At 47.4% G+C, this 20379-nt stretch carries 20 protein-coding genes; 7 read left to right on the top strand and 13 right to left on the bottom strand.

What is annotated here, in order from left to right:
• Positions 1-369 precede the first annotated feature (369 nt).
• Complete coding sequence (locus FHQ30_RS08140) at positions 370-663, bottom strand: addiction module antidote protein (RefSeq protein ID WP_139610936.1); 294 nt, start codon at positions 661-663, stop codon at positions 370-372.
• Positions 656-1030, bottom strand: a complete 375-nt coding sequence (locus tag FHQ30_RS08135; protein WP_139610928.1) for a type II toxin-antitoxin system RelE/ParE family toxin — start codon at positions 1028-1030, stop codon at positions 656-658. Before FHQ30_RS08135 ends, FHQ30_RS08140 begins: the two co-directional genes overlap by 8 nt.
• 248 nt (positions 1031-1278) lie before the next feature.
• On the opposite strand from FHQ30_RS08135, the gene FHQ30_RS08130 reads away from it, so the two are divergent.
• Positions 1279-1971, top strand: coding sequence for a YggS family pyridoxal phosphate-dependent enzyme (locus FHQ30_RS08130; protein ID WP_139610927.1), 693 nt, complete (start codon positions 1279-1281; stop codon positions 1969-1971).
• Positions 1972-2035: 64 nt separating this feature from the next.
• Complete coding sequence (putP, locus tag FHQ30_RS08125) at positions 2036-3553, top strand: sodium/proline symporter PutP (RefSeq protein WP_139610926.1); 1518 nt, start codon at positions 2036-2038, stop codon at positions 3551-3553.
• Positions 3554-3617: 64 nt separating this feature from the next.
• Here the strand turns inward: putP and FHQ30_RS08120 are convergent, their stop codons facing one another.
• From FHQ30_RS08120 to pepE, 3 genes are read right to left on the bottom strand one after another with little or no spacing between them, the layout of a single operon-like run.
• A complete protein-coding gene (locus FHQ30_RS08120; RefSeq protein WP_139610925.1) occupies positions 3618-4886 on the bottom strand; it encodes a M20 family metallo-hydrolase in 1269 nt (422 codons plus the stop codon).
• Between the two features lie 12 nt (positions 4887-4898).
• Positions 4899-6191, bottom strand: a complete 1293-nt coding sequence (dcuC, locus tag FHQ30_RS08115) for a C4-dicarboxylate transporter DcuC (RefSeq protein WP_139610924.1) — start codon at positions 6189-6191, stop codon at positions 4899-4901.
• Between the two features lie 23 nt (positions 6192-6214).
• A complete protein-coding gene (pepE, locus tag FHQ30_RS08110) occupies positions 6215-6928 on the bottom strand; it encodes a dipeptidase PepE (RefSeq protein WP_267963788.1) in 714 nt (237 codons plus the stop codon).
• A gap of 141 nt (positions 6929-7069) precedes the next feature.
• Here pepE and FHQ30_RS08105 point away from each other — a divergent pair, with 141 nt between their 5' ends.
• Together FHQ30_RS08105 and FHQ30_RS08100 are read left to right on the top strand one after the other, a co-directional pair.
• The gene (locus FHQ30_RS08105) at positions 7070-8305 is read left to right on the top strand and encodes a Zn-dependent hydrolase (protein WP_139610923.1); all 1236 of its coding nucleotides are present in this window, start codon (positions 7070-7072) and stop codon (positions 8303-8305) included.
• An 85-nt stretch (positions 8306-8390) separates the two neighbouring features.
• On the top strand, positions 8391-8771 hold the full coding sequence (locus FHQ30_RS08100) for a rhodanese-like domain-containing protein (protein WP_267963787.1): 381 nt from the start codon (positions 8391-8393) through the stop codon (positions 8769-8771).
• Between the two features lie 60 nt (positions 8772-8831).
• On the opposite strand, the gene FHQ30_RS08095 is transcribed toward FHQ30_RS08100, so the two are convergent.
• Positions 8832-10493, bottom strand: a complete 1662-nt coding sequence (locus FHQ30_RS08095) for a bifunctional metallophosphatase/5'-nucleotidase (protein WP_139610922.1) — start codon at positions 10491-10493, stop codon at positions 8832-8834.
• Positions 10494-10547: 54 nt separating this feature from the next.
• Positions 10548-11525: an oxidoreductase gene (locus FHQ30_RS08090; protein ID WP_139610921.1), complete on the bottom strand. Its 978-nt coding sequence runs from the start codon at positions 11523-11525 to the stop codon at positions 10548-10550.
• Between the two features lie 95 nt (positions 11526-11620).
• Here FHQ30_RS08090 and ybaK point away from each other — a divergent pair, with 95 nt between their 5' ends.
• Positions 11621-12097, top strand: coding sequence for a Cys-tRNA(Pro) deacylase (ybaK, locus tag FHQ30_RS08085; protein ID WP_139610920.1), 477 nt, complete (start codon positions 11621-11623; stop codon positions 12095-12097).
• A 317-nt stretch (positions 12098-12414) separates the two neighbouring features.
• Here ybaK and FHQ30_RS08075 read toward each other — a convergent pair whose 3' ends face one another.
• Genes FHQ30_RS08075 through FHQ30_RS08050 form a run of 6 tightly spaced genes read right to left on the bottom strand, consistent with a single transcriptional unit; the run spans position 12415 to position 18238 of the window.
• The gene (locus tag FHQ30_RS08075; protein ID WP_139610919.1) at positions 12415-13293 is read right to left on the bottom strand and encodes a lysophospholipid acyltransferase family protein; all 879 of its coding nucleotides are present in this window, start codon (positions 13291-13293) and stop codon (positions 12415-12417) included.
• Positions 13203-13952 (bottom strand): GNAT family N-acetyltransferase, encoded by a 750-nt coding sequence (locus FHQ30_RS08070; protein WP_132967095.1) that lies wholly within the window; start codon positions 13950-13952, stop codon positions 13203-13205. The genes FHQ30_RS08075 and FHQ30_RS08070 overlap by 91 nt, the downstream gene beginning before the upstream one ends.
• A gap of 56 nt (positions 13953-14008) precedes the next feature.
• Complete coding sequence (locus tag FHQ30_RS08065; protein ID WP_139610918.1) at positions 14009-15283, bottom strand: FtsX-like permease family protein; 1275 nt, start codon at positions 15281-15283, stop codon at positions 14009-14011.
• A complete protein-coding gene (locus FHQ30_RS08060; protein ID WP_139610917.1) occupies positions 15277-15963 on the bottom strand; it encodes an ABC transporter ATP-binding protein in 687 nt (228 codons plus the stop codon). Before FHQ30_RS08060 ends, FHQ30_RS08065 begins: the two co-directional genes overlap by 7 nt.
• Positions 15964-15993: 30 nt before the next feature.
• Positions 15994-16482, bottom strand: a complete 489-nt coding sequence (locus tag FHQ30_RS08055) for a hypothetical protein (RefSeq protein WP_267963786.1) — start codon at positions 16480-16482, stop codon at positions 15994-15996.
• Between the two features lie 10 nt (positions 16483-16492).
• Entirely contained in the window at positions 16493-18238 is a 1746-nt protein-coding gene (locus tag FHQ30_RS08050) for an alkaline phosphatase (RefSeq protein WP_139610916.1), read from the bottom strand.
• A gap of 462 nt (positions 18239-18700) precedes the next feature.
• Here FHQ30_RS08050 and FHQ30_RS08045 point away from each other — a divergent pair, with 462 nt between their 5' ends.
• The gene (locus FHQ30_RS08045; protein WP_139610915.1) at positions 18701-19888 is read left to right on the top strand and encodes an MFS transporter; all 1188 of its coding nucleotides are present in this window, start codon (positions 18701-18703) and stop codon (positions 19886-19888) included.
• On the top strand, positions 19882-20379 hold a 498-nt coding region (locus FHQ30_RS08040; protein ID WP_139610914.1), incomplete at its 3' end, for a DMT family transporter. The genes FHQ30_RS08045 and FHQ30_RS08040, both read left to right, overlap by 7 nt.

Genomic DNA, 20379 nt, shown 5'->3' with positions numbered 1-20379 from the left:
CAGCACGCCTGCCGCCTGATCCTTCAAATGCGCCTGTTCGATCAACCCGGCAGCCTGTAAAAAGCGTTCCGGATTCGCCAACGACGTTCCTCCAAATTTAAGCACTCGCATAATCTTCTCCTGATTTTTCTAATATGTTGATTGGTCGGTGCGGGTTGCTTTGATTTTGTTATACAACACTAACCCGCCACGGACTTACGCATGGTAATCATAATGGTGGTGATAATGGTTGTGTTGTTTTGCATAATTTGGTTAATTTTTAAAAAAAATTGATGTGATAGAAATACAGAATTTCGTTCAGGTTGTCAATTAAAAGTTTGAAAAAGATAAAAATATTGACAAATCAATCATACTATACTCATTTTATATCTATCCTGCATGAACTTCTAACCGCATCCCCAGTGCCTGGATAATTTTATAAGTTGTGCTGAAGCTTGGATTACCTTTACCTGATAAGGCTTTATACAGCCCTTCTCGACTAATGCCGACCTCTTTTGAAAGTTGGGAGACATTTCGTGCTCTGGCAATATCGCCCAAAACAGACAACACTAAGCTAATATTGCCGTCTTTCAGTGCCTCATTCAGATATAATTTCATATCTTCTTCGTTATTAAGAAATTCAGCAGGATCATAATCTTCCAATTGAAGATCACTTTCAGTCATATTGGTTTTCATTTAAAAACTCCTTAATTTCTTTGCTGGTTGACATCCATTTTGCCCTTGCTATATCTTCATCTTGCGTTGATTTATCGCCGCCGCATAAAAGAATAATTATCGTGCATACCATCTTCTTTGTTTTCGGGTTAAGAGAAGACCTACTTTTGATATACACTCGATATCCTTGCCCTTCATGAATTCTGAGCTCTGACAATCCATCACCTATTGGCTTAACATCTCCTAAATTCCCTAAGAGTAAATTTTTAATACGAAGATTGATTTTTGCTTTTGCTAATGGATTTTTTAACTTTCTTAGCCATTTCTTAAAGTAGCTGCTGCTTTTAACAATAATTTCTTCTGATACACCATTCATGTCTTAAGCCTATATCTCGTTGAGAATATCTGATTCATCTATAAACTGTCAACTACAGATAACAATTTATAATAAGTAGTAATAACTATAGCTCCGCTAAATGCTACCCGATAAGCTCAGCAATAAAATTTACGACACCGATTCCAAAATAAGTGTTTGTTTTCAATCTGAAACCACTCTTACTTAGACAGCCTCACCATTCCACGCTAGAATAACCGCACTTTTCGTTCACTTAACTAAAATTATCAATGTCCATTCAACAAAATCTGGCTGAGATTCATCAGCAAATCACTCACGATTGTCAACAAGCTGACCGCACGTTGGGTTCGGTAAAACTGTTGGCGGTCAGCAAAACCAAACCATTTTCTGCAATTGCTGAAGCAGTTGCTGCCGGGCAAACTGCGTTTGGTGAGAATTATGTCCAGGAAGGCGTGGAAAAAATCCAGTATTTTCAATCACAACGAGTTCAGTTGGAGTGGCATTTTATCGGACCGTTGCAATCGAATAAAAGCCGTTTGGTGGCAGAACATTTTGACTGGATTGAAACCGTCGATCGGTTGAAAATTGCTGAACGCCTCAGTCAGCAACGTCCGACCGCACTTGCGCCGTTAAATGTGCTGATTCAAATCAATATCAGCGACGAAACCACTAAATCCGGCATTATGCCACTCGACTTACTGCCGCTTGCAACACAAATTGCTGCGCTGCCGAATTTGCGCCTGCGTGGTCTGATGGCGATTCCACAAGATAGTGACGATCTAAGCGTGCAGCAACAGGCTTTCAGCCGCATGCAACAGCTATTTCAGCAACTGCAACTTGCCCTGCCTGAACAGCAAATTGACACGCTATCATTAGGCATGAGCGGTGATATGGCGATGGCGATCAAGTGCGGTTCCACCCAAGTGCGGATCGGCACAGCGATTTTCGGCGCAAGAAGCTAACTCTCTGCGCCAAATCAATGCTATAATTTGCCCCTTTTTTTCAAATAATACATGGGGTCTGTTTATGTTTGGCTACGATCCAACGATTATCACTTTTACCATTTATATCATCGGCATGCTGCTGATTGGGGTATTGGCATACCGCTACACCAGCAACTTATCCGACTACATTCTCGGCGGGCGTAGTCTGGGCGGCTTTGTCACCGGCATGTCCGCCGGCGCATCGGATATGTCCGGTTGGTTGCTGATGGGGCTGCCCGGTGCGGTGTATGCTGCCGGACTGGTGGAGGCTTGGATTGCAATTGGCTTGACCATCGGCGCTTATTTGAACTGGTACTTCGTTGCCGGGCGCTTGCGGGTGTTTACCGAAAGCCACGATAATGCGTTGACGCTGCCAGAGTATTTTCAAGCCCGTTTCAGCTCAAAACAGGGCAATAACAACCACAAAATGTTAAAAATCGTTGCTGCCAGCATCATTCTGTTTTTCTTCACGATTTATTGTTCCTCAGGCGTTGTCGCCGGAGCACGCTTGTTTGAAAACCTGTTCGGCACACCTTACCAAACCGCACTTTGGTACGGTGCTCTCGCCACCATTATTTACACTTTTATCGGTGGCTTCTTAGCGGTCAGCTGGACTGACACCGTGCAGGCTACTTTAATGGTACTGGCGCTGATTATCACGCCGGTGATGGTGCTGTTTGCCATTGGTGGCATCGATGATTTTTCACAGGTCTTGGCAGCGGCAAGCAATGATCTGGGCAAAAACTTCACCGATATGTGGACAGGCACATCGCTGATCGGTTTATTCAGTTTATCTGCTTGGGGATTGGGCTATTTTGGGCAACCGCATATTTTGGCACGCTTTATGGCGGCGGAAAATGTGCGTTCATTGACCAGCGCACGACGCATCGGTATCTCATGGATGATTTTTTGCTTATTGGGCGCTGTCGGGGTTGGTTTTTTCGGGATTGCCTATTTCTACGCCCATCCAGACTTGGCAACAGCGGTCAACAACAATCGGGAACAAATCTTTATCGAACTGGCACGCCATCTGTTTAATCCGTGGATTGCCGGGGTGCTGCTGTCCGCAATTTTAGCCGCCGTGATGAGCACCTTAAGTTGCCAGCTGCTGATCTCCTCCAGTGCGATCACCGAGGATTTTTACCGTGGCTTTATTCGCCCCAAAGCCAGTGACAAAGAACTGGTGTGGTTAGGACGCTTGATGGTGTTGGCCATTGCGGTGATTGCGATTGCAATCGCCCAGAATCCGGAAAGTCAGGTGTTGAAACTGGTGGAACATGCCTGGGCGGGCTTCGGCAGCTCGTTTGGGCCACTGGTGCTGTTTTCGCTCTTTTGGCAACGCACTAACGCCAACGGTGCTATGGCGGGAATGATGACTGGCGCATTGGTGGTCAGTTTCTGGAATAGAGTGATTCCGGACAGCGGAATTTATGAAATGATCCCCGGTTTCATCCTGTCTTCACTGGCTATCGTGCTGGTTTCACTGCTGACTAAACAGCCGCAAAGCGATATTCTGGAGAATTATCAGAATGCTGATCGTCAATATAAAGCGAATCTTTAACGGCAATTTGAACGAGAAAATACCGCACGTTGTGCCAGTGCGGTATTTTACCTGTGAGTTTTAATCAAGCGTTCAGCCGCTGCAAAAGTGCGGTATACAGATTAACCCCGGTCAGCAGTTGCTGTTCATCAAAATCGAATTCGGCTTGATGGTGTCCGGCGGTGCGGTCGGCGCCAACAATAAAGTAAATCGCTTTGCCGCCGTGTTGCTGCACCCGTCGTCCGAGAATAGTCGCGTCTTCACTGCCGTTGAAGCTATAGGTTGGGGCAACTTGTGCCACGCCGGTCTCTTTTTGCGCCAACTCGCTGATTAATTCAACCAATTCAGCATCGTTATCGAGATCGACCGCTTCGCCCATAATTTCAGTTTCATAGTTCACATCAAAACTGATAGCGATACCTTTGGCGATTTGCAACACTTGATCCACCATATATTGATTGATCTCGGCATTTTCACCGCGCACCTCCAACTGCACTTCCGCAGTGGTCGGAATCACATTGCGCCCTTCGCCTGCTTTCAGCACCCCGACATTGATTCGAGTCATGCCGTCGCCGTGGCGCGAAATGCCGTGCAGTTGTGTCACCGCATGTGCCGCCGCCAGCAAAGCATTGCGTCCCAAGTGCGGTGCGGCACCGGCATGTGCCGGTTTGCCTTGATAGCGAATATCCATTTTTGTAGTGCAAAGAAATTTTTTCGGATTTGCAATAATCGTGCCGGAATCGGCACAGAAGCTGAGATGAGAGGCCGCAAAATAGTCGGCATCATCGATAATACCGCTGGCGGCAATTGCCGCTGCCCCACGCACACCTTCCTCCGCCGGCTGAAACACTAGTTTGATTTTACCGTTTAATTGCGCTTGGTTGTCCGCAATCCATTGCGCCACCCCCAAGCCGATCGCCATGTGTCCGTCATGCCCGCAGGCGTGCATAAAACCGTCATTTTGCGAGCGGAAACCCAATTTGTTGGGTAGATGATCCTCAAGTGCGGTTTCCTGCACATTGACACAATCGATATCGAAGCGCAGCGCCACCGTGTTACCCGCTCTGCCGGAATCAAAAATCGCCACACAGCCGGTATAACCGTCCATTTTCTCCAACCAGTTTTGATCGGCACCCCGCTCAATCGCCCGTTTTAATCCGACATCAACTACGGCTTGTTGCCGCCCGCGTACAAACTCAGGGTTGATAATTTGCTTGCCCAACCGCACTTCAAAGCCCATCTCAGACAAGTATTGTGCCAATTTAGTGGTGGTCAAAAATTCACACCAACCGGTTTCCGGAAATTGATGGAATTCCCGCCGCCACGCAATCAACTGTTGTGGATTAACGCCCATGCTACCCTCCCGCTATAACATAAACAGTGCCAAAAACAATACCGCCAGCACCATGCCCGGTGCAGTTCGTTTAATCATATCCACCGGATTCGCCATCGCCAAACCGGCACAGACAATGGTCACCCCGGCAATCGGCGAAGCCGTGCGGCCGATAGCACCGGCAATTGCAGCTGCCATGCCTAAATTGACATGAGTATAACCCAGCTCAACCGCATGCGGTGTCACCGCCGTATTGAAGGCTATCGCCGCCGCATCGCCGGAACCGGTGATGATGCCCATCAAAAACGGCCCAATAGTCGCCCCCCAACGGACAAATTCATTGGAAGATTTCAAAAATTCAATTGCCGAGTCAATCGCCCCGGTCGATTTCAGCCCGGCGACAAATACACTGGCGGCAATGATAATTCCCAACACGTTGGCATAGGAATTGCCCATGCCGTTGAAAAATTCATTGGTGATTTTCACCGGTGAAGCTCGAGTGACGATGATCGCATAAATCGCACCGATCAACATCGCTTCCGGCACCGTCATTTTGGTCCATGCCAGCCAAGAGATTTGTTGCAATTCAGTGCCGCCGATCACCAACAACACCACCGGAATCAACGGCGCCAGCGCATACAAAAAATTCACCTTGCTGAAATGTTGCTCTGCGTTTTGGTTTTCCGCCAAATATTCATCACGGAATTTTTTGTGATAATCGCCCAAAGCCACAGCTAAAATCGTCAATACTACCGCACCGATTGCGCCGGCAATAATGGTGTAAGGCGCATGGCTCAGGTTCACTTGGGTCACCGTCAAACCCGACATTTCACTGATCATTGCCGAGTGAGAAGAACCGGGACTCATCATCGAGCCGAATGTTCCTGCCAAAATTGCCGCCCCGGCGGTTGCCGGACGCACGCCAGCCGATTTCAGCACCGGTATCAAGGTTGCACCCACCGCCGCCGCACAACCGGCCGCCGACGGAATGGCGATATTGATAAAAAAAGTTAGAATCGTCGCGATCGGAATCAGAAAAAATTTCAAACCGCTCAAAGGTTTAGTCAACAAATGTACCAAGTGCATATCGCATTCGGTATATTTCATCACATAGGCAAAGCCCATGCTGGAACAAATTGCCATAATCAACCCGGCACTGGTCATACTTTTGGCAAATTCTGCCAATACGCCCATCGGATTCAGGGTGAGCACTGCCATCACTAAACCGACGCCCAACAGCACCGTGCGGGTTTCATATTTTTTAATCAACAGATAAATGGTCACGACGATGCCCAATAACGCAATGCCCATCTTTAATTCGCTCATTTACAACCTCCAACCAACTAAACTCATTCATAATTGAACGTGGAGTTGACCGCAATGGTTTCCATGTCCATTTTCCCATTGAAACGCAAAATATCGTCAAAGCCCAATACCGTTGCGGTGTGATCACGAATGTGCAACGCCGTACCTTCCGGCAAGGCGTACACCACCGCTTTCGGGTTGACCAGCAAAAACTCATTTAACCGCTCTTCGCGACTTTCGCCGTTATGCCCCTGTATTTTGCCGGAGATAAAGTGCGGGTTGATTTGTGCCGGAAACAGGTTCAAGGCTTCAAATGACGGCGGATAGACAATCGGCATATCGTTGGTGGTCATAATTGAAGCGCCGGCAACATTCGCCCCGGCACTCCAGCCGAAATACGGCGTGCCGCTATTCACTTTTGCCCGAATCGGTTCCAGCAGATTGTGCCGATACAGCTGATTTAACAGACAAAACGTATTGCCACCACCAATGGCAATCGCATCAGCTTGTTCAATAATGTCGCTGGGATCTTGAGCCTGATGGATGGAAAGAATGTTCATTTCCAGTGCTTGCAACGCCTGCTTAACCGCCTGTTCATATTGTTCATAACTGCGACTGATACCGGCATAAGGCACGAAAGCCAAAGTTTTGCCGCGATAATCGGCTAAAAAACGGCTAATCCAAGGGATACAATGCACCAAATATTCGGTGTTGCGATACTTGGAACCGCTCATTAACAGCATTTTTTTGACACTCATCAGCATACTCCTTTATTTAGTCATAATTAGGGCGTATTTAACGATTTGATTTTACATCAAGTCATTTTTGTTTATAGTGAAGTTGATCATGCTTTCAACAAACGTTTTGTAAAACTATGCGGACAACCGGGAGAAATTCTTATGACAATCAATATGCAGCGGGTAAAAACCGTGATCAATCACTTAGCCGCCATTTCCGCCGAAAGCGACGGATTGACGCGTTTGGCATTCAGCCCGCAAGATTCACAGGCGCGTGATTATTTGCTCGATCTCTGTCGGCAGCATGCATTGACGATTCGCATTGATCAAATCGGCAATATGACGATCCGCCGTGACGGCAAGCAAAACGATCTGCCCGCGGTGGCATTCGGTTCACATATCGACACAGTGATCAATGCCGGAAAATTCGACGGACCGCTTGGCACCATTGCCGGCTTGGAAATCCTGTTGCAATTGTGTGAAAAACAACAGCAAACCCGTTATCCATTGGAATTAATCATTTTTACTTGCGAAGAGTCCAGCCGTTTTAACTATGCTACTTTGGGCAGTAAGGTAATGTGCGGTGTCAGCAAGCAAGCGGATTTAGCCCATTTGCAAGATAAAAACGGGATTAGCCTCGCCACCGCACTTCAACAAATCGGCTTGGATTTTCAGCAAGTCGATCAAGCCAAACGCTCCGCTGCTGAGTTTAAATGCTTTTTTGAATTGCATATTGAACAGGGACCTCGTCTGGAAAATGAACAAAAAACCATCGGTGTCGTCACCGGCATTGCGGCACCGATTCGCTGCATCGTGAAAATTCAAGGCCAAGCGGATCACTCCGGCGCAACGGCAATGAATTATCGCCATGATGCATTATTAGGCGGCGCCGAATTAGCATTGGAATTGGAGCAAGCCGCGATTCGTGCCGGACACGCCACTGTCGCCACAGTGGGACAACTGCAGGTTAAACCGGGCGTGATGAACGTGGTGCCGGGCTATTGTGAATTATTGATCGATATTCGCGGCACTGATATTACCGCACGGGAAAGCGTATTTTCTGCCTTACGACAAAAAATCGATAAGGTCAGCCAACAACGCGGCTTACAGATCGAACTGCAACTGATTTCGCGCGATCAACCTATCATCTTGGATACAGACATGGTTAATACGGTTGAGCAAGCTGCGGCAGACTTAGGCTATACCTATGAAATTATGCCAAGCGGTGCCGGACACGACGCCATGCACATGGCAACCCTATGTCCGACCGGTATGATTTTTGTGCCGTCACGCCAAGGCATCAGCCACAATCCGTTGGAACACACCGATTGGCAAGATGTGGAGGCGGGCATCAAAGTGCTGCAAGCGGTGGTGCTACAACAGGCAGAGCTGATATGAAATCGCAACAAGGCGATACTCTTGTGCAAGCAATTATTGTATAACAAGCTAATCTGACCTCGATTTTTAATATCAGGAGGTACAAATGCGAATGTTAAAATGGATAGCCGGCGGAATCTGCTTATTCAGCGGCTTATTTTCAACAGTACAAGCCAATATGACTACGCCAAAACACACGCCACAACAATTGCAACAGCAGCAACAAACTCAGCAGGCGATTTTGCTGGATGTACGCAGTCTTGAGGAGTTTAATGCCGGACATTTGCAAAGTGCGGTTCATATTCCCCACGATCAAATTGCGGCACAAATCAGTCAGATAAGCAGTGATAAACAGCAACCGATTTATGTTTACTGCCGCAGTGGGCGCCGCTCCGAATTGGCAAAAGCCGAATTAGAAAAGTTAGGCTATCATAATGTGATCAACCTAGGCGGCTATCAACAGTTGCAAGCCTATGGTTTCAAATAGAAAACCATAGAAAAGCAAAGTGCGGTTCTGCTCAAACCGCACTTTAAAAATAAACAGACCCTATTTTAAACCGATAATCCGCCAACGGTTATGCGACAAACCGTCGATTTTGCCTTGCTTCACCTGGGTAATATAGTCGATCATCATATTTTGAATAGTGCCGGCTTCACTGCCTAAAGCCACTTTCGATTCCCATAAAACCGGAATGGTCTGTCCTGCAAAAATTCCCCCTGTTTTGCTGAGTTGCCCAAAGCGGTAGGAGTTCATACCGACTTTTAATTTGAGTTCATCCGTCACCGGGCGTCCGTCAGCTAAGGTTAAATCAACAATTTTATGTCCGCTTGGCTGGGTTAAATCAATGTTATAGTTGACCCCACCAAAAATATCGAAGGTCACATATTTGGATTTTCCACGCTCTGGATCATAACGATAAGCCGTATCGCCTGCTTCAATGGTATTAAAATAGTCGGCTGACCACTCCATATACTGCTTCAGCTGTTTGCCGCTCAACTCATACACCGTCACATCACCGCCGGCATAACGGTAGTTATAAATAATATCTTTTTTCTTAATCGGCCCTTTATCCAAACGTACCGTTTCATGATCAAAGGCAAAGGAAACCACATCAGCTTTGCTGTAATGTAATTCGACGTCGGTAATCAGCGACGATAACCCTGTATCTTGTGAAAAAGCAACGGATACCCCATGATTTTTCTGTTGCAAAACCATGTCATTGGCGGTTTCACCAATCACGACATTATTTAAGCGTCTTAACTCGTCATGATAAGGTTGGTAAATGCTGACGATTTCAGGATCGGCATCCAGCGCTTTCACCGGCACCGTTTTTGCCGCTTTTGACAACAGTTTAACCTGCTGTTTCTCATCAATATCAAAGGTTAAATCCACTTCAGAAACCACCGTGCCGTAACGGTGCGGCTCGGTGATTAACACATTATTAATGGTTTCGCCGGGTATATTTTGGTGCATATGCCCGGCAATAATCACATCAATCCCCTCAACCGCATTGACCAGATCCCTAACGCCGGTTGCGGCAATGTTGTTTTCATTCTCAATGCCCATGTGGGCAACCACAATAATCGCATCGACATGCCGGGCTTTTAACGCCGCAATTTGCTGCTTGGCTTCCTCAATCGGCGAGCTAAATTTCATCGCGTTTAAGTGTCCGGTATCCTTTTCAAAGATCGCCGACATCGGCGTAGTCAAACCGATAATACCCAGTTTCACCCCGTCTTTTTCAATAATCGTGGTTGGGGCTAAATAACGCTCGCCGGATTGATGATAAAAATTAGCGGTAATTTTTTGTGCGTTGATATCTTGCAAAATAGCATCTAACGCTGGCATACCAAAATTAAACTCATGATTTCCCAACACAAAAATATCATAACCCATCGCATTTAATACTTTCGGAATCGGATTGTCTTGGTAGTACTCCGGGGTTTTGGCAAACACTTCCACTTGGTTATCCTGAATCGCATCGCCAACATCAATCAAAACCACATTATCATGCTGCTGCTTCACACGCTTAACATAACTGGCAATCTGGGCATAAGATCCCGAACGATCTTCAACATCAGCCCCATAGCTCCAAGGCACCACTCGTCCATGCACATCGGAGGTTCCCAGTAATTTGATGTTAATCTCTTTAGCAACCACAGTGCCCGCCATCGACAACACCAATAAGCTGCTCATTATTTTACGCATTATAGACCCCTTTTATTTTTTATCTATTTTATGAAGCACACCACACTTGAACGGCTAATAACCTTGCAAATATGCCGTTTCTACCAATTTCACACCGAGAAATGCCAAACTGAAACGCTGTTCGTCGCACACCGACCAAAACTGAATACCGTTTTCTAATGCTTGCACATCACTGATATGCAGTTGATCTTGTTCTTGATACTGTTCGCCATTGGTCACCGGCGTGACAATGTGTTCCTCATGCCACACAAGCCATTCGTTTTGTTGCCATGCCGCTTGCCATTGCCCCACGTCGGTTTGGTAGTCGGAAAGTGCGGTTACTTGTTGTGCTAAGCCGTAGAAAACCGCACTTTGCACTTGGTGGATCACCAATTGAATGTCACTGTTTGGCAGGATTTTTTGGAACTGTTGCAGCAAGCGCTCGCTGCTGTACAGTTTGAACGGCGCTGCATCAAATGCCAACCGCACTTCGCCCTCGTCCAACGGGATCCCGTTCAATAAACGTGCCGTCTGTCCCGCCAATTTTTTCACCTGCTCGGCATTCACATACGATGCCGGCAACATTGAGGTAACCAACACCCTATTAATATTCCCTTGCAGTAACAGCTCACCTGCGGCAAGCAGTAACTGGCTGATTTGTGGATCGGCAAGCGCCACGATATTGCGGTTACGCAGTTCGGACAGTTGCTCGTCATTAAAACCCGGCACGATTAACGGCACATCTTGCAATGCCGCACACACACCGTTGAGGTCGATCACCACACAGCCGCTGTCCGCCGCTTGCGCCAGATAACCGGCGTGTTTGGCTTCTCCGGCAAAAAATAGATATTGCTTATCCGACCAATCAAGCTCTTCAATATTTTGCTGCTCCACCGCACGGTTATTAAAGCGCAAGCCCTGCTCCTCACCGAACGGATAAATCTCGGCAACGGTTATTTTCTCGACAGATAACTCGCTTTGTTCTAATAAATCTGCGATCTTCTCCGCCAACTCGAACTCTGCGGCGATGACAATATTCAGTTTTGTTTGCATCTTTTCCCCTATTTTCTAAAACAGTGCTACAATAATTGGCGGCTATTCTACGGAATTTCCGGCAATAAGTCTGTAAAAGAATCGAGAGTTACCCCATGACACCGGCAATTAATTACCTGAAAAAACAAAAAATTTCACATACGATCCACAGTTACCAACACGACCCACACAACACCGATTTCGGGCAAGAGGCGGCAGAAAAATTGGGCCTCAGCCCCGATCAAACCTACAAAACCCTGTTGGTCGCAATAAATGGCGATCAGAAAAAACTGGCGGTGATGGTGCTGCCGGTGTCGCATTTGTTAAGCCTGAAAAAAGCCGCCAAAGCGCTGAAAGTGAAAAAGGTAGAGATGGCAGAAATCGATGCCACACAAAAATCGTCCGGCTATCTGGTCGGCGGCATCAGCCCGATCGGACAGAAAAAAGCCTTGCCCACCTTTATTGATCAAAGTGCGGTTGAGTGGGATGTGATCTACGTCTCCGGCGGCAAACGCGGTTTGGATATTGCCTTGAGCGCACAGGATTTGGCATTGGCAACGAAAGGGGCATTGGCAGATTTGAGGGATGAGTGAATAGTGTTTAATAAATGCGTTCACGTACCACTTTATCTGGATAGCAATTCCCACGCCTTTAGGTCACCATTACTCAAACGTTCTGCAACTTGCTGTAGTAGGGCTTCAGGGGCGGATTCAATACAATTGTTTATCTTCTGCAATCTGCTCGTCGAGCATTGCCAGCTCTTTGCTCGTCCAATGTTCATCTTCTTTATGGATAACAAAATCAGTATTCACAATAACAATCGGCATAGCTTACTCCTTTGCTCACTTTGTTTATATTTTAATCACTATACTTGATTAAATCAATCAAACTGATTTATAGCCGAAAAAGACTAACAACTACGCTCCAACGTCTTCGCCAGTTCGGTTGCCAGCATTTGTTGGGTATGTTCGGCGAGATCACGGCGTTCTTTTGCTGTGGCATCAATCGCTTCAAAAAAATTGAGTTCAATCACACCGCACTTTTGTGCTGCCAGATCTTTTAGGGATTGCACCAGACTGATATCGCCGTAATACGCCATGGTACGGTTGACACCACCGTTTTGCGCCGGATAGAAACACAGTACTGGCCAAATCTTAGCTTCAGCGTCAATCGCCGCCTGAAAGAAACTGCTTTTGAACGGCAACACCTGATCGCCGATGGTTGATGTGCCTTCCGGAAACAGGGTGATCTGTGCGCCGTTGCGAAGTGCGGTTGCCACGCCGTCAACTTTGCCCTGTGTACTGCCGTTGCCACGTTGACGCGACACAAACACTGTGTTGGCTTGCGCTGCCAGATAGCCGATAATCGGCCATTTGCGCACATCGTCTTTGGCTATAAACTGCCCCGGCAACACGGCATTGATGGCAAAAATATCCAACCAAGAAACGTGATTCGAGATAAACATCGAGCCTTTGACTTGTGATAAGTGCGGTACGTTATGGGCGTTGACCTGAATGTTAAACACCCGCAAAATATTTTGCGACCAGCGTTGAATCCGCGCCAATTTTTGTTGTGGCGTGCACCAACGAAACAACACCAACATTTGAAACACACCGCTTAACAGATAGTACATAATCCATGATAAGCGCCAAAAAACTCGCAACGTTTGCATAATCCGCCTTATTTTAACTGTGCCGATCAACGACAGAAATGCTTTAAATAACGTTCGTCCAGACGGGTGATCGGCATCATAATCAACACGTCCGCCGAGTTGAAATCCGGATCCCAAGCCGGTTCACCGCAAATATAGGCGCCGGCACGCAGATAGCCTTTAATCAGCGCCGGTGTGGAAACCTCTAAATCCTGTTGCAATTTATCCAATTGCACCGGCACATGCGGAAACACCCGATATTCCAACGGCGATAGATATTTTTTCTCCAATTTACGGTACAGGCTCGCTGCGCTGTGGCCGCCGTCGCTCATGCTGATACTGCCGCAGCCGATCATATACGACAGATTCTCCAAGTGCATGAATTTAATCAATCCGGTCCACAACAGCAACACGACACCGCCGTTGCGGTAGTCTTTATGCACGCAAGCCCGTCCCAATTCGACAGTACGATCTAAAATATGTTCGATTCGACTGAGATCAAACTCGCCAGCACTGTACCAGCCGCCGACTTTGCGTGCGCCTTCAATGGTCAACAGACGATAGCAACCGACAATGCGTCCGTTGTCTTCATCACGGACAATTAAATGCTGGCAATGTTCATCATATTTATCAATATCCAAACCGTTTATACTCTGAATTTTCGCCCCCATTTCATTGGCAAAAATCTCGTAGCGCAAGCGTTGCGCCTCTTCAATTTCGGCTTGAGTGGATGCCAGCGTCACCACTAAGCGCTGGTTGTCAACCACACTGTGTTGTTCGATATGATGTTGCAACACAAGTTCTCCTTAACCTAAAACTCACATTATCACGACTAATTTAGGGCGTTATCATATCATTCTTGCGTATTTCGTAAAACATTTATTGGTGAACGGCGGTAAAGCAGCAACGACGGCAGCAATGCCAGCACAATGGCAAAAATAAAATTAAACACAATAAACAGGTATTCCTCTTCGCCCAAACGCACCGGCAATACAAAGCCGCTTTGTCGGCTCAAATGCTGTGAGATGAGCTGCGCAGCGACATAACCAATCGCTGTGCCGAGCAGCATTGCAACAGCTATCATCACGATCAAGGCAAACCAAATCAGCAAGAAGATCTTAGCACGTGGTGCACCGAAAATCCGCCACGCTGCCACCTGTTTTTGTCGATTTTGCAAATACAGCACAATGATCATCAAAAGTGCGGTTGCGACCAACACTTGCGTGACGATAGACACCCACAGCAACACTTCTTTGCTGTCGCCTAACACGCCATACACCCGCACCAGCACTTCCGCCGGAAATACGGCTTGGGTGGTCTCGGTTTTATATTGGCTGCGCAGTTGATAAGCACCGGCAAAACTTTGCGGCTTAATCACCACCGCCGACATGCCCAACTCTTCAATCGCATGGCTGTGATCATGGTCGTGGTCGTGATCATGGTCGTGGTCGTGATCATGCTCATCGCCATAGCCCGGCGGTCCGTCATGCTCGTGCGCGTGATGATCATGGTCATGATGTTGATGAACATCCCAGACACTGGTAATCGGCACCAATAAGGCTTTATCCCAAATGCTGCCCTCTGGCGGTAAAATACCGACAACCGTATAACTAATCTCGTCATGGGCGTGGTGATTGGCTTCACCCAATTGACCGTGCATCGGGCTAAAACTGTCACCGAGCGCTAAACCGCTCTTGGCACCTACCACCGCTTCATAATCTTTTTCAAACGCTCGTCCGACGGCAAGTTGGCGATTGCCGCCGTCGAGCACAAGTGCGGTATTAGTGCCGACAATCGGCATACCTTGATAGTAGTCGCCGAATGCCAACGGTGCTGCCCAATCGGCCTGCGGATTAGCCTCAATCTCCTTAAAAACGGCGGTATCCAACAGATTTAACGGCGACGGTTGTAAAAACACGGTACTTAGCACCAACTGCACTTCGCTGCCTGGCGCACCGATCAGCAAATCAAAGCGATCCGCCGCTTGCGCACTGCCTTCACGCAATGCACGCTCCTGCAAACTGACGGTGATACTCAATGCAGTTGACAACGCAATCAGAAAAATAATCAGCAGGCTGCCGAATTTGCTCTTTTTAAAGTCAAGTAATAACAGTTTTAGCATTAACATAGTTGCGCTCCTGTTTGCTGATCCGACATGATAACCCCGTTTTGAAGCAACAGTCGGCGTTGCAGCTGTTCGGATAAGAAACGATCATGGGTCGCCACCAGCAAGGTACACTTCTCTTTTTCACTGATTTCCAATAATAAACGGGCAATATTGCGGCTGTTTTCCGCATCCAGACTGGCGGTCGGTTCATCGGCGATAATCACCTGCGGTTGCGCCAACAGCGCTCGCGCAATCGCCACTCGCTGCATTTCACCGCGCGATAATTTGGCGACATCACTGTGCCGCCGTGGCATGTTCAGCTGTTCCAGCAAAGATTCCGCCCGCTGTTTCAGCGCATCGGATATGCGCCAGTGACGAAAAGCCAACGGCAGTAACACATTTTCCAACGCACTCAAGCCGTTGGTCAGATAAAAATCCTGCATCACCATGCCGACATGTTGAAAACGCCATGTATCGCAAGCGGTGGCTGAAAGTGCGGTCAGCTCTTGTTGCTGCCATTTCACAGAACCGGCTGTCGGTTTTAATAATCCACTGATGATATTTAAAAATGTGCTTTTTCCACAGCCGGAAGGTCCCATCACCGCAATTTGTTGTGCGGCGGGAATGGATAAGTGCGGTATCGCCAAAATTGGTTCTGGCAATGCCGCAATGTTGACGGTCAAATCCTTAATCTCTAACATTTGATCTCCTGTCAAACTAAAAAGCCTGTTTTATAATTTCTTGAATCTGGCATTGGTAATGCGTAGCAAGCTGACAAAGCCGGTTTGCGGATCGGTCCACGAGCCGTATTCCAATTTTCCTGTCACCTTGATCATGGCATTGTTTTGTACGAACGGTTGTTTTTCATCCAAATACACCACCACAATATCGGCAGGCCAATCGGCATCGGAAGAACAGAACGGACACAGTGCCATCGGTGCTTTGGTCAGCACAAAAAACTGTGCGTCGGCTTTCAGCGGCGGTGCCATAAAGCCGTTCATCTCCACGGTCTGATCTTTCAGATCTTTGACTTTTTGGGAAAATTCCATGCCCAACACCGAGATTTTGCCGTATAACTCATCAAAGGTTAGCGAGGGCGCCGCCAAAGCTGGCAGTGTCAATAACACCAAGCAAACACCTGCCAATCGCTGCTGTAAACGACGTAATGAAAACAGCGGGGTCGCCCCCGCTTGATTGGATTGTAAAATGTTGTTCACCATTCAAATTCCATTATTTTTGTGCGTTATTAATCGCTAAACTGTCCACAATCACCTTGAAAATATCCGAGTTTTCCATATAACCCTTGATCGCTTCCGAGCCAGGCCCTTGCGCCTGAATCACGATATCATCGATCGCATGCACCCCGGTGGATTCGCTTTTCGGCAGAATACCGGTGCGCAACACTGCCCCCGGAATATTTTTATAGGCTTCATTGGCAACGTATTCGTCTTTTTCGTTTTTCAACGCCGGAACGAATTGACCGTCGAGTTTCGGACGGAAAGTTTCGTAATAATCCGGATAGTTATTGAAGAAAACCGCCAGACGTTTGCTGACATCCAGTTTATCCGGATAGCCATCACCGTTTTTGTCTTCATAATTCGGGTAACCCGCTGCCGCATACACACCGACTTTTTCACGCATTTCATCGCCCGGTTTGTCGTCGTCGACCGTACCGATCAATGAAATGCCGTGGGTGTGATCACCGGTGACGATGATAAGGGTGTCAGGGTGGGTTTCGGCAAATTTTTTCGCAATATCAATTGATTGGTCAAACATAATCGTACTCATGATCGCGCGCTCCCAATCCAACGGATGCGAGGCTTTGTCGATTAATGATGATTCGACCACCAGCACAAAACCGTCCGGATTTTGTGACAGCACATCAAGTGCGGTTTGGGTCATAGTGGTCAAGTCCGGTTGATCAGGGAATTTTTTGCTCACGCCGTTATCGGTCAGGAAACGACGATCCAGCACGGTGTCCATGTTTCCGGTGTGGAACAAACCCAGCAATTGTTTGGTGTCTTGCGGAATCGAGGTCAGTTCAGTATTGCTGGTGACCAGTTTATAACCGTCATTTTTGAACATTTCAACGTAGTTCAACTCGTCTTTACGCTTTGAACCGGGTACGCTTTGTGGTAGAAAATACGCCGAACCGCCGCCCAAAATCACATCCGGTTTCACCTCAAACAACATGCCGGTGATTTTGTCTTTGTCGGCACGGCGGCGGGTATGGGCAACCACCGCAGCTGGCGTGGCATCTTGGATTTCAGAATCGGTGACTATGCCGACGCTTTTGTTGGTTTTACGTTTAATCACTTCGCCCAAGGTCTCTTGTTTCGGGTGATTCAAATTATCATCTGAACGGCTGACATACACCCCCAGTGCGTTAATCGCCGATTTGTGTCCGGTCATGTAGGCGCTCATGGTGTTGGCACTGTCGGCAGTGATGGCATCGGTGCTCGACGTGCCGATAAAACCGGTAATCGGTAAGGTATCCATCGCCAATAAACTGTTGGCTTTCCCTTCCGTCACGCCTTTAGAGAGAATCCGCGCACCGGTGCGGTGCGCCACCGATAAGCCGTCGCCCAAGAAGAAGATCACATTTTTGGCTTTCGCCACGTCCGGGGTTTGATAAACCGTCCAGTTGACCGCACTTTGCTGTTCTCCGGCTTTGGCTTCGACTTTATAATCGCCAGCTTGTTTGATGCTGACATTACGCAGCCACAATGCAGACACATCTTTGCCGTCTTCTTTTTCGATAAATTCAACGTTGCTGCTGCCTAACACGTCTTTGAAATCATTACCGTTAATTAAAATGCTGACTTGATCCGGGCTGACGATTTCATCGAATTCCACTTTGAAATCGAATTTGCCGTCCGCCATCATAGTGGCGCGATCAATCGGATAGATGGTCTGCGCCACCGCACTTAACGGCAGAGCTGCCAGCACAAAGGGTAATAAATAGCGTCGCTTCATGGTTGTCTCCTTATGTTTATTAAAATAGGCACTCAATAGCTGAGGCGTACCTACTATACAAAAGAAATGTGACAGAAATATGACAGCAACAAGCAAGGTAACCCTAAAAACACGACGTAGAGTACAAGGTTTTAAACCGCACTTTGTGCTTTGAATTTGTTTCTAAATGAAAGTGCGGTATGGTTGGTTTTTATTCCCCATCTGTAGTGCCTGAGCGTTTGCGTGAAGATTTCAAGCTCAATTTGTCGTGTCTGAGCGCAGCGAGTTTACAAATTGAGCGTAGAAATTAGCAAAGGCGAAGAATAGCACTACAATTGGGACGTGTTTCTTTGGCTACTTTCTTTGCACGAGCAAAGAAAGTATGCTCGCCATCGGCGAAACCCGATTCGGATTTCACACTGCTGAGCTTTATGTTAAGATACTGCTTTTACGATAACACCCCCAACCCAAGACCAGCCCAAAATGCGAGATTTCCATTCCACCTCCTCCGGCAATCATGCTAATGTTATTGCCTTTGCTTTTTTATTAATGGCATTTTTGACCGGGATCGGCTCGGCATTCCAACTGCCGGTGCTAAGCCTGTTTTTATCGCAGGAAGTGCAGGCCAGCCCGATGGCGGTCGGCTTCTTTTACTCCTTTAATGCCGTGGTCGGGATCATAATCGGGCAGCTGCTCGGCAACTACTCCGACCGCCAACCGGATCGGCGCAAGATCATTTTGATCTGCTGTTTTATGGCAGCTGCCGGCTATTTTATCTTTGCCTTCAGCCGCAATTACTACATCCTGATCACCTTTGCCGTCGTGCTGTTCGGCTTAGGTTCGGCATCGAACCCGCAAATTTTTGCTTTTGCGCGCGAATACGCCGACAGCAGCCGTAAAGAAGCAGTGATGTTTTCCACCATTATGCGCACACAAATTTCATTGGCATGGATTGTCGGACCGCCATTGGCGTTTTCTTTAGTGGTTGGTATGGGCTTTGAAGTGCTGTTTTCAATTGGCGCATTGACTTTTATCGGCAGCGGACTGCTCGCCCTGTTGCTGCTGCCTAAATTACCACGGCAAACAAGTGATCATTCCACGACAACAAAAACACAAGCGCCGCAACAAAACCGCCGCTCGACACTGTATTTGTTCCTTGCCACGATGCTGATATTTTGCTGCAACAGCATTTATTTAATCAATATGCCGTTATATGTAATCAAAGAATTACAGCTGGAAGAGAAACTGGCAGGTATTTTAATGGGCACTGCTGCCGGTTTAGAAATTCCGATCATGTTACTTGCCGGTTATCTGACCCGTTATATCAACAAAAAACGGTTAGTTCAGTTTGCGATTGTCTGCGGATTGGTGTTTTATCTCGGCTTGTTGCGAATTGAAAATCCATGGGGCTTAATCGCGTTACAGCTGTTTAATGCCGTGCTGATCGGAATTATCGCCACGATCGGCATGCTCTATTTTCAAGATTTGATGCCACAGCAAATGGGTGCCGCAACCACACTGTTTACCAATGCCGCCAAAAGCAGTTGGGTGATCGCCGGCCCGATCGCCGGTGCAATTGCCGAAATCTGGGATTATGCCTCAGTGTTCTATTTCTGTCTGCTGTTCATTCTGTTGGCATTCATCTGCATGTGGCGAGTCAAAGCATGTTAAAGCCTGTTTCATCGGCTACGAATACTGCTGCTAATGCCGAAATCAAAGGGCATCTTATTGTGCTGTTCACCATTTTGGTGTGGGGTATGACCTATGTTGCCACCAAGGTATTATTGCAAGATTTCCGACCGTTAGAAATTCTGCTGATCCGCTTTGCCATCGGCTTTACCGCACTTTGCCTGATCTATCCGCGCAAACTGCCTTTTGTCGGCTGGCAGCAAGAAGCCTATTTCGCCGCTGCCGGGCTGAGTGGCATCACCTTGTATTTTTTATTGGAAAACATCGCTCTGCTCTACACCCAAGTCAGCAATGTCGGGATTATTATTGCCGTGGCGCCACTGCTGACCGCGCTGTTGAATATGCTGTTTTTAAACGGCAAGAAACCAGATATTCACTTTTTCAGCGGCTTTTTGCTGGCGATGCTCGGCATTGCCTTGATCAGCCTGAAAAGCAGTGAAGAGTTGCAAATTAATCAGACTGCTGACAAAGTC

The sequence above is a fragment of the Testudinibacter sp. 'clade 2' genome, from assembly GCF_006227735.1.
Taxonomy (GTDB): Bacteria; Pseudomonadota; Gammaproteobacteria; order Enterobacterales; family Pasteurellaceae; genus Chelonobacter.
The sequence above is the reverse complement of the archived record's forward strand: the minus strand, read 5'-3'. Positions and strand labels throughout refer to the sequence as shown.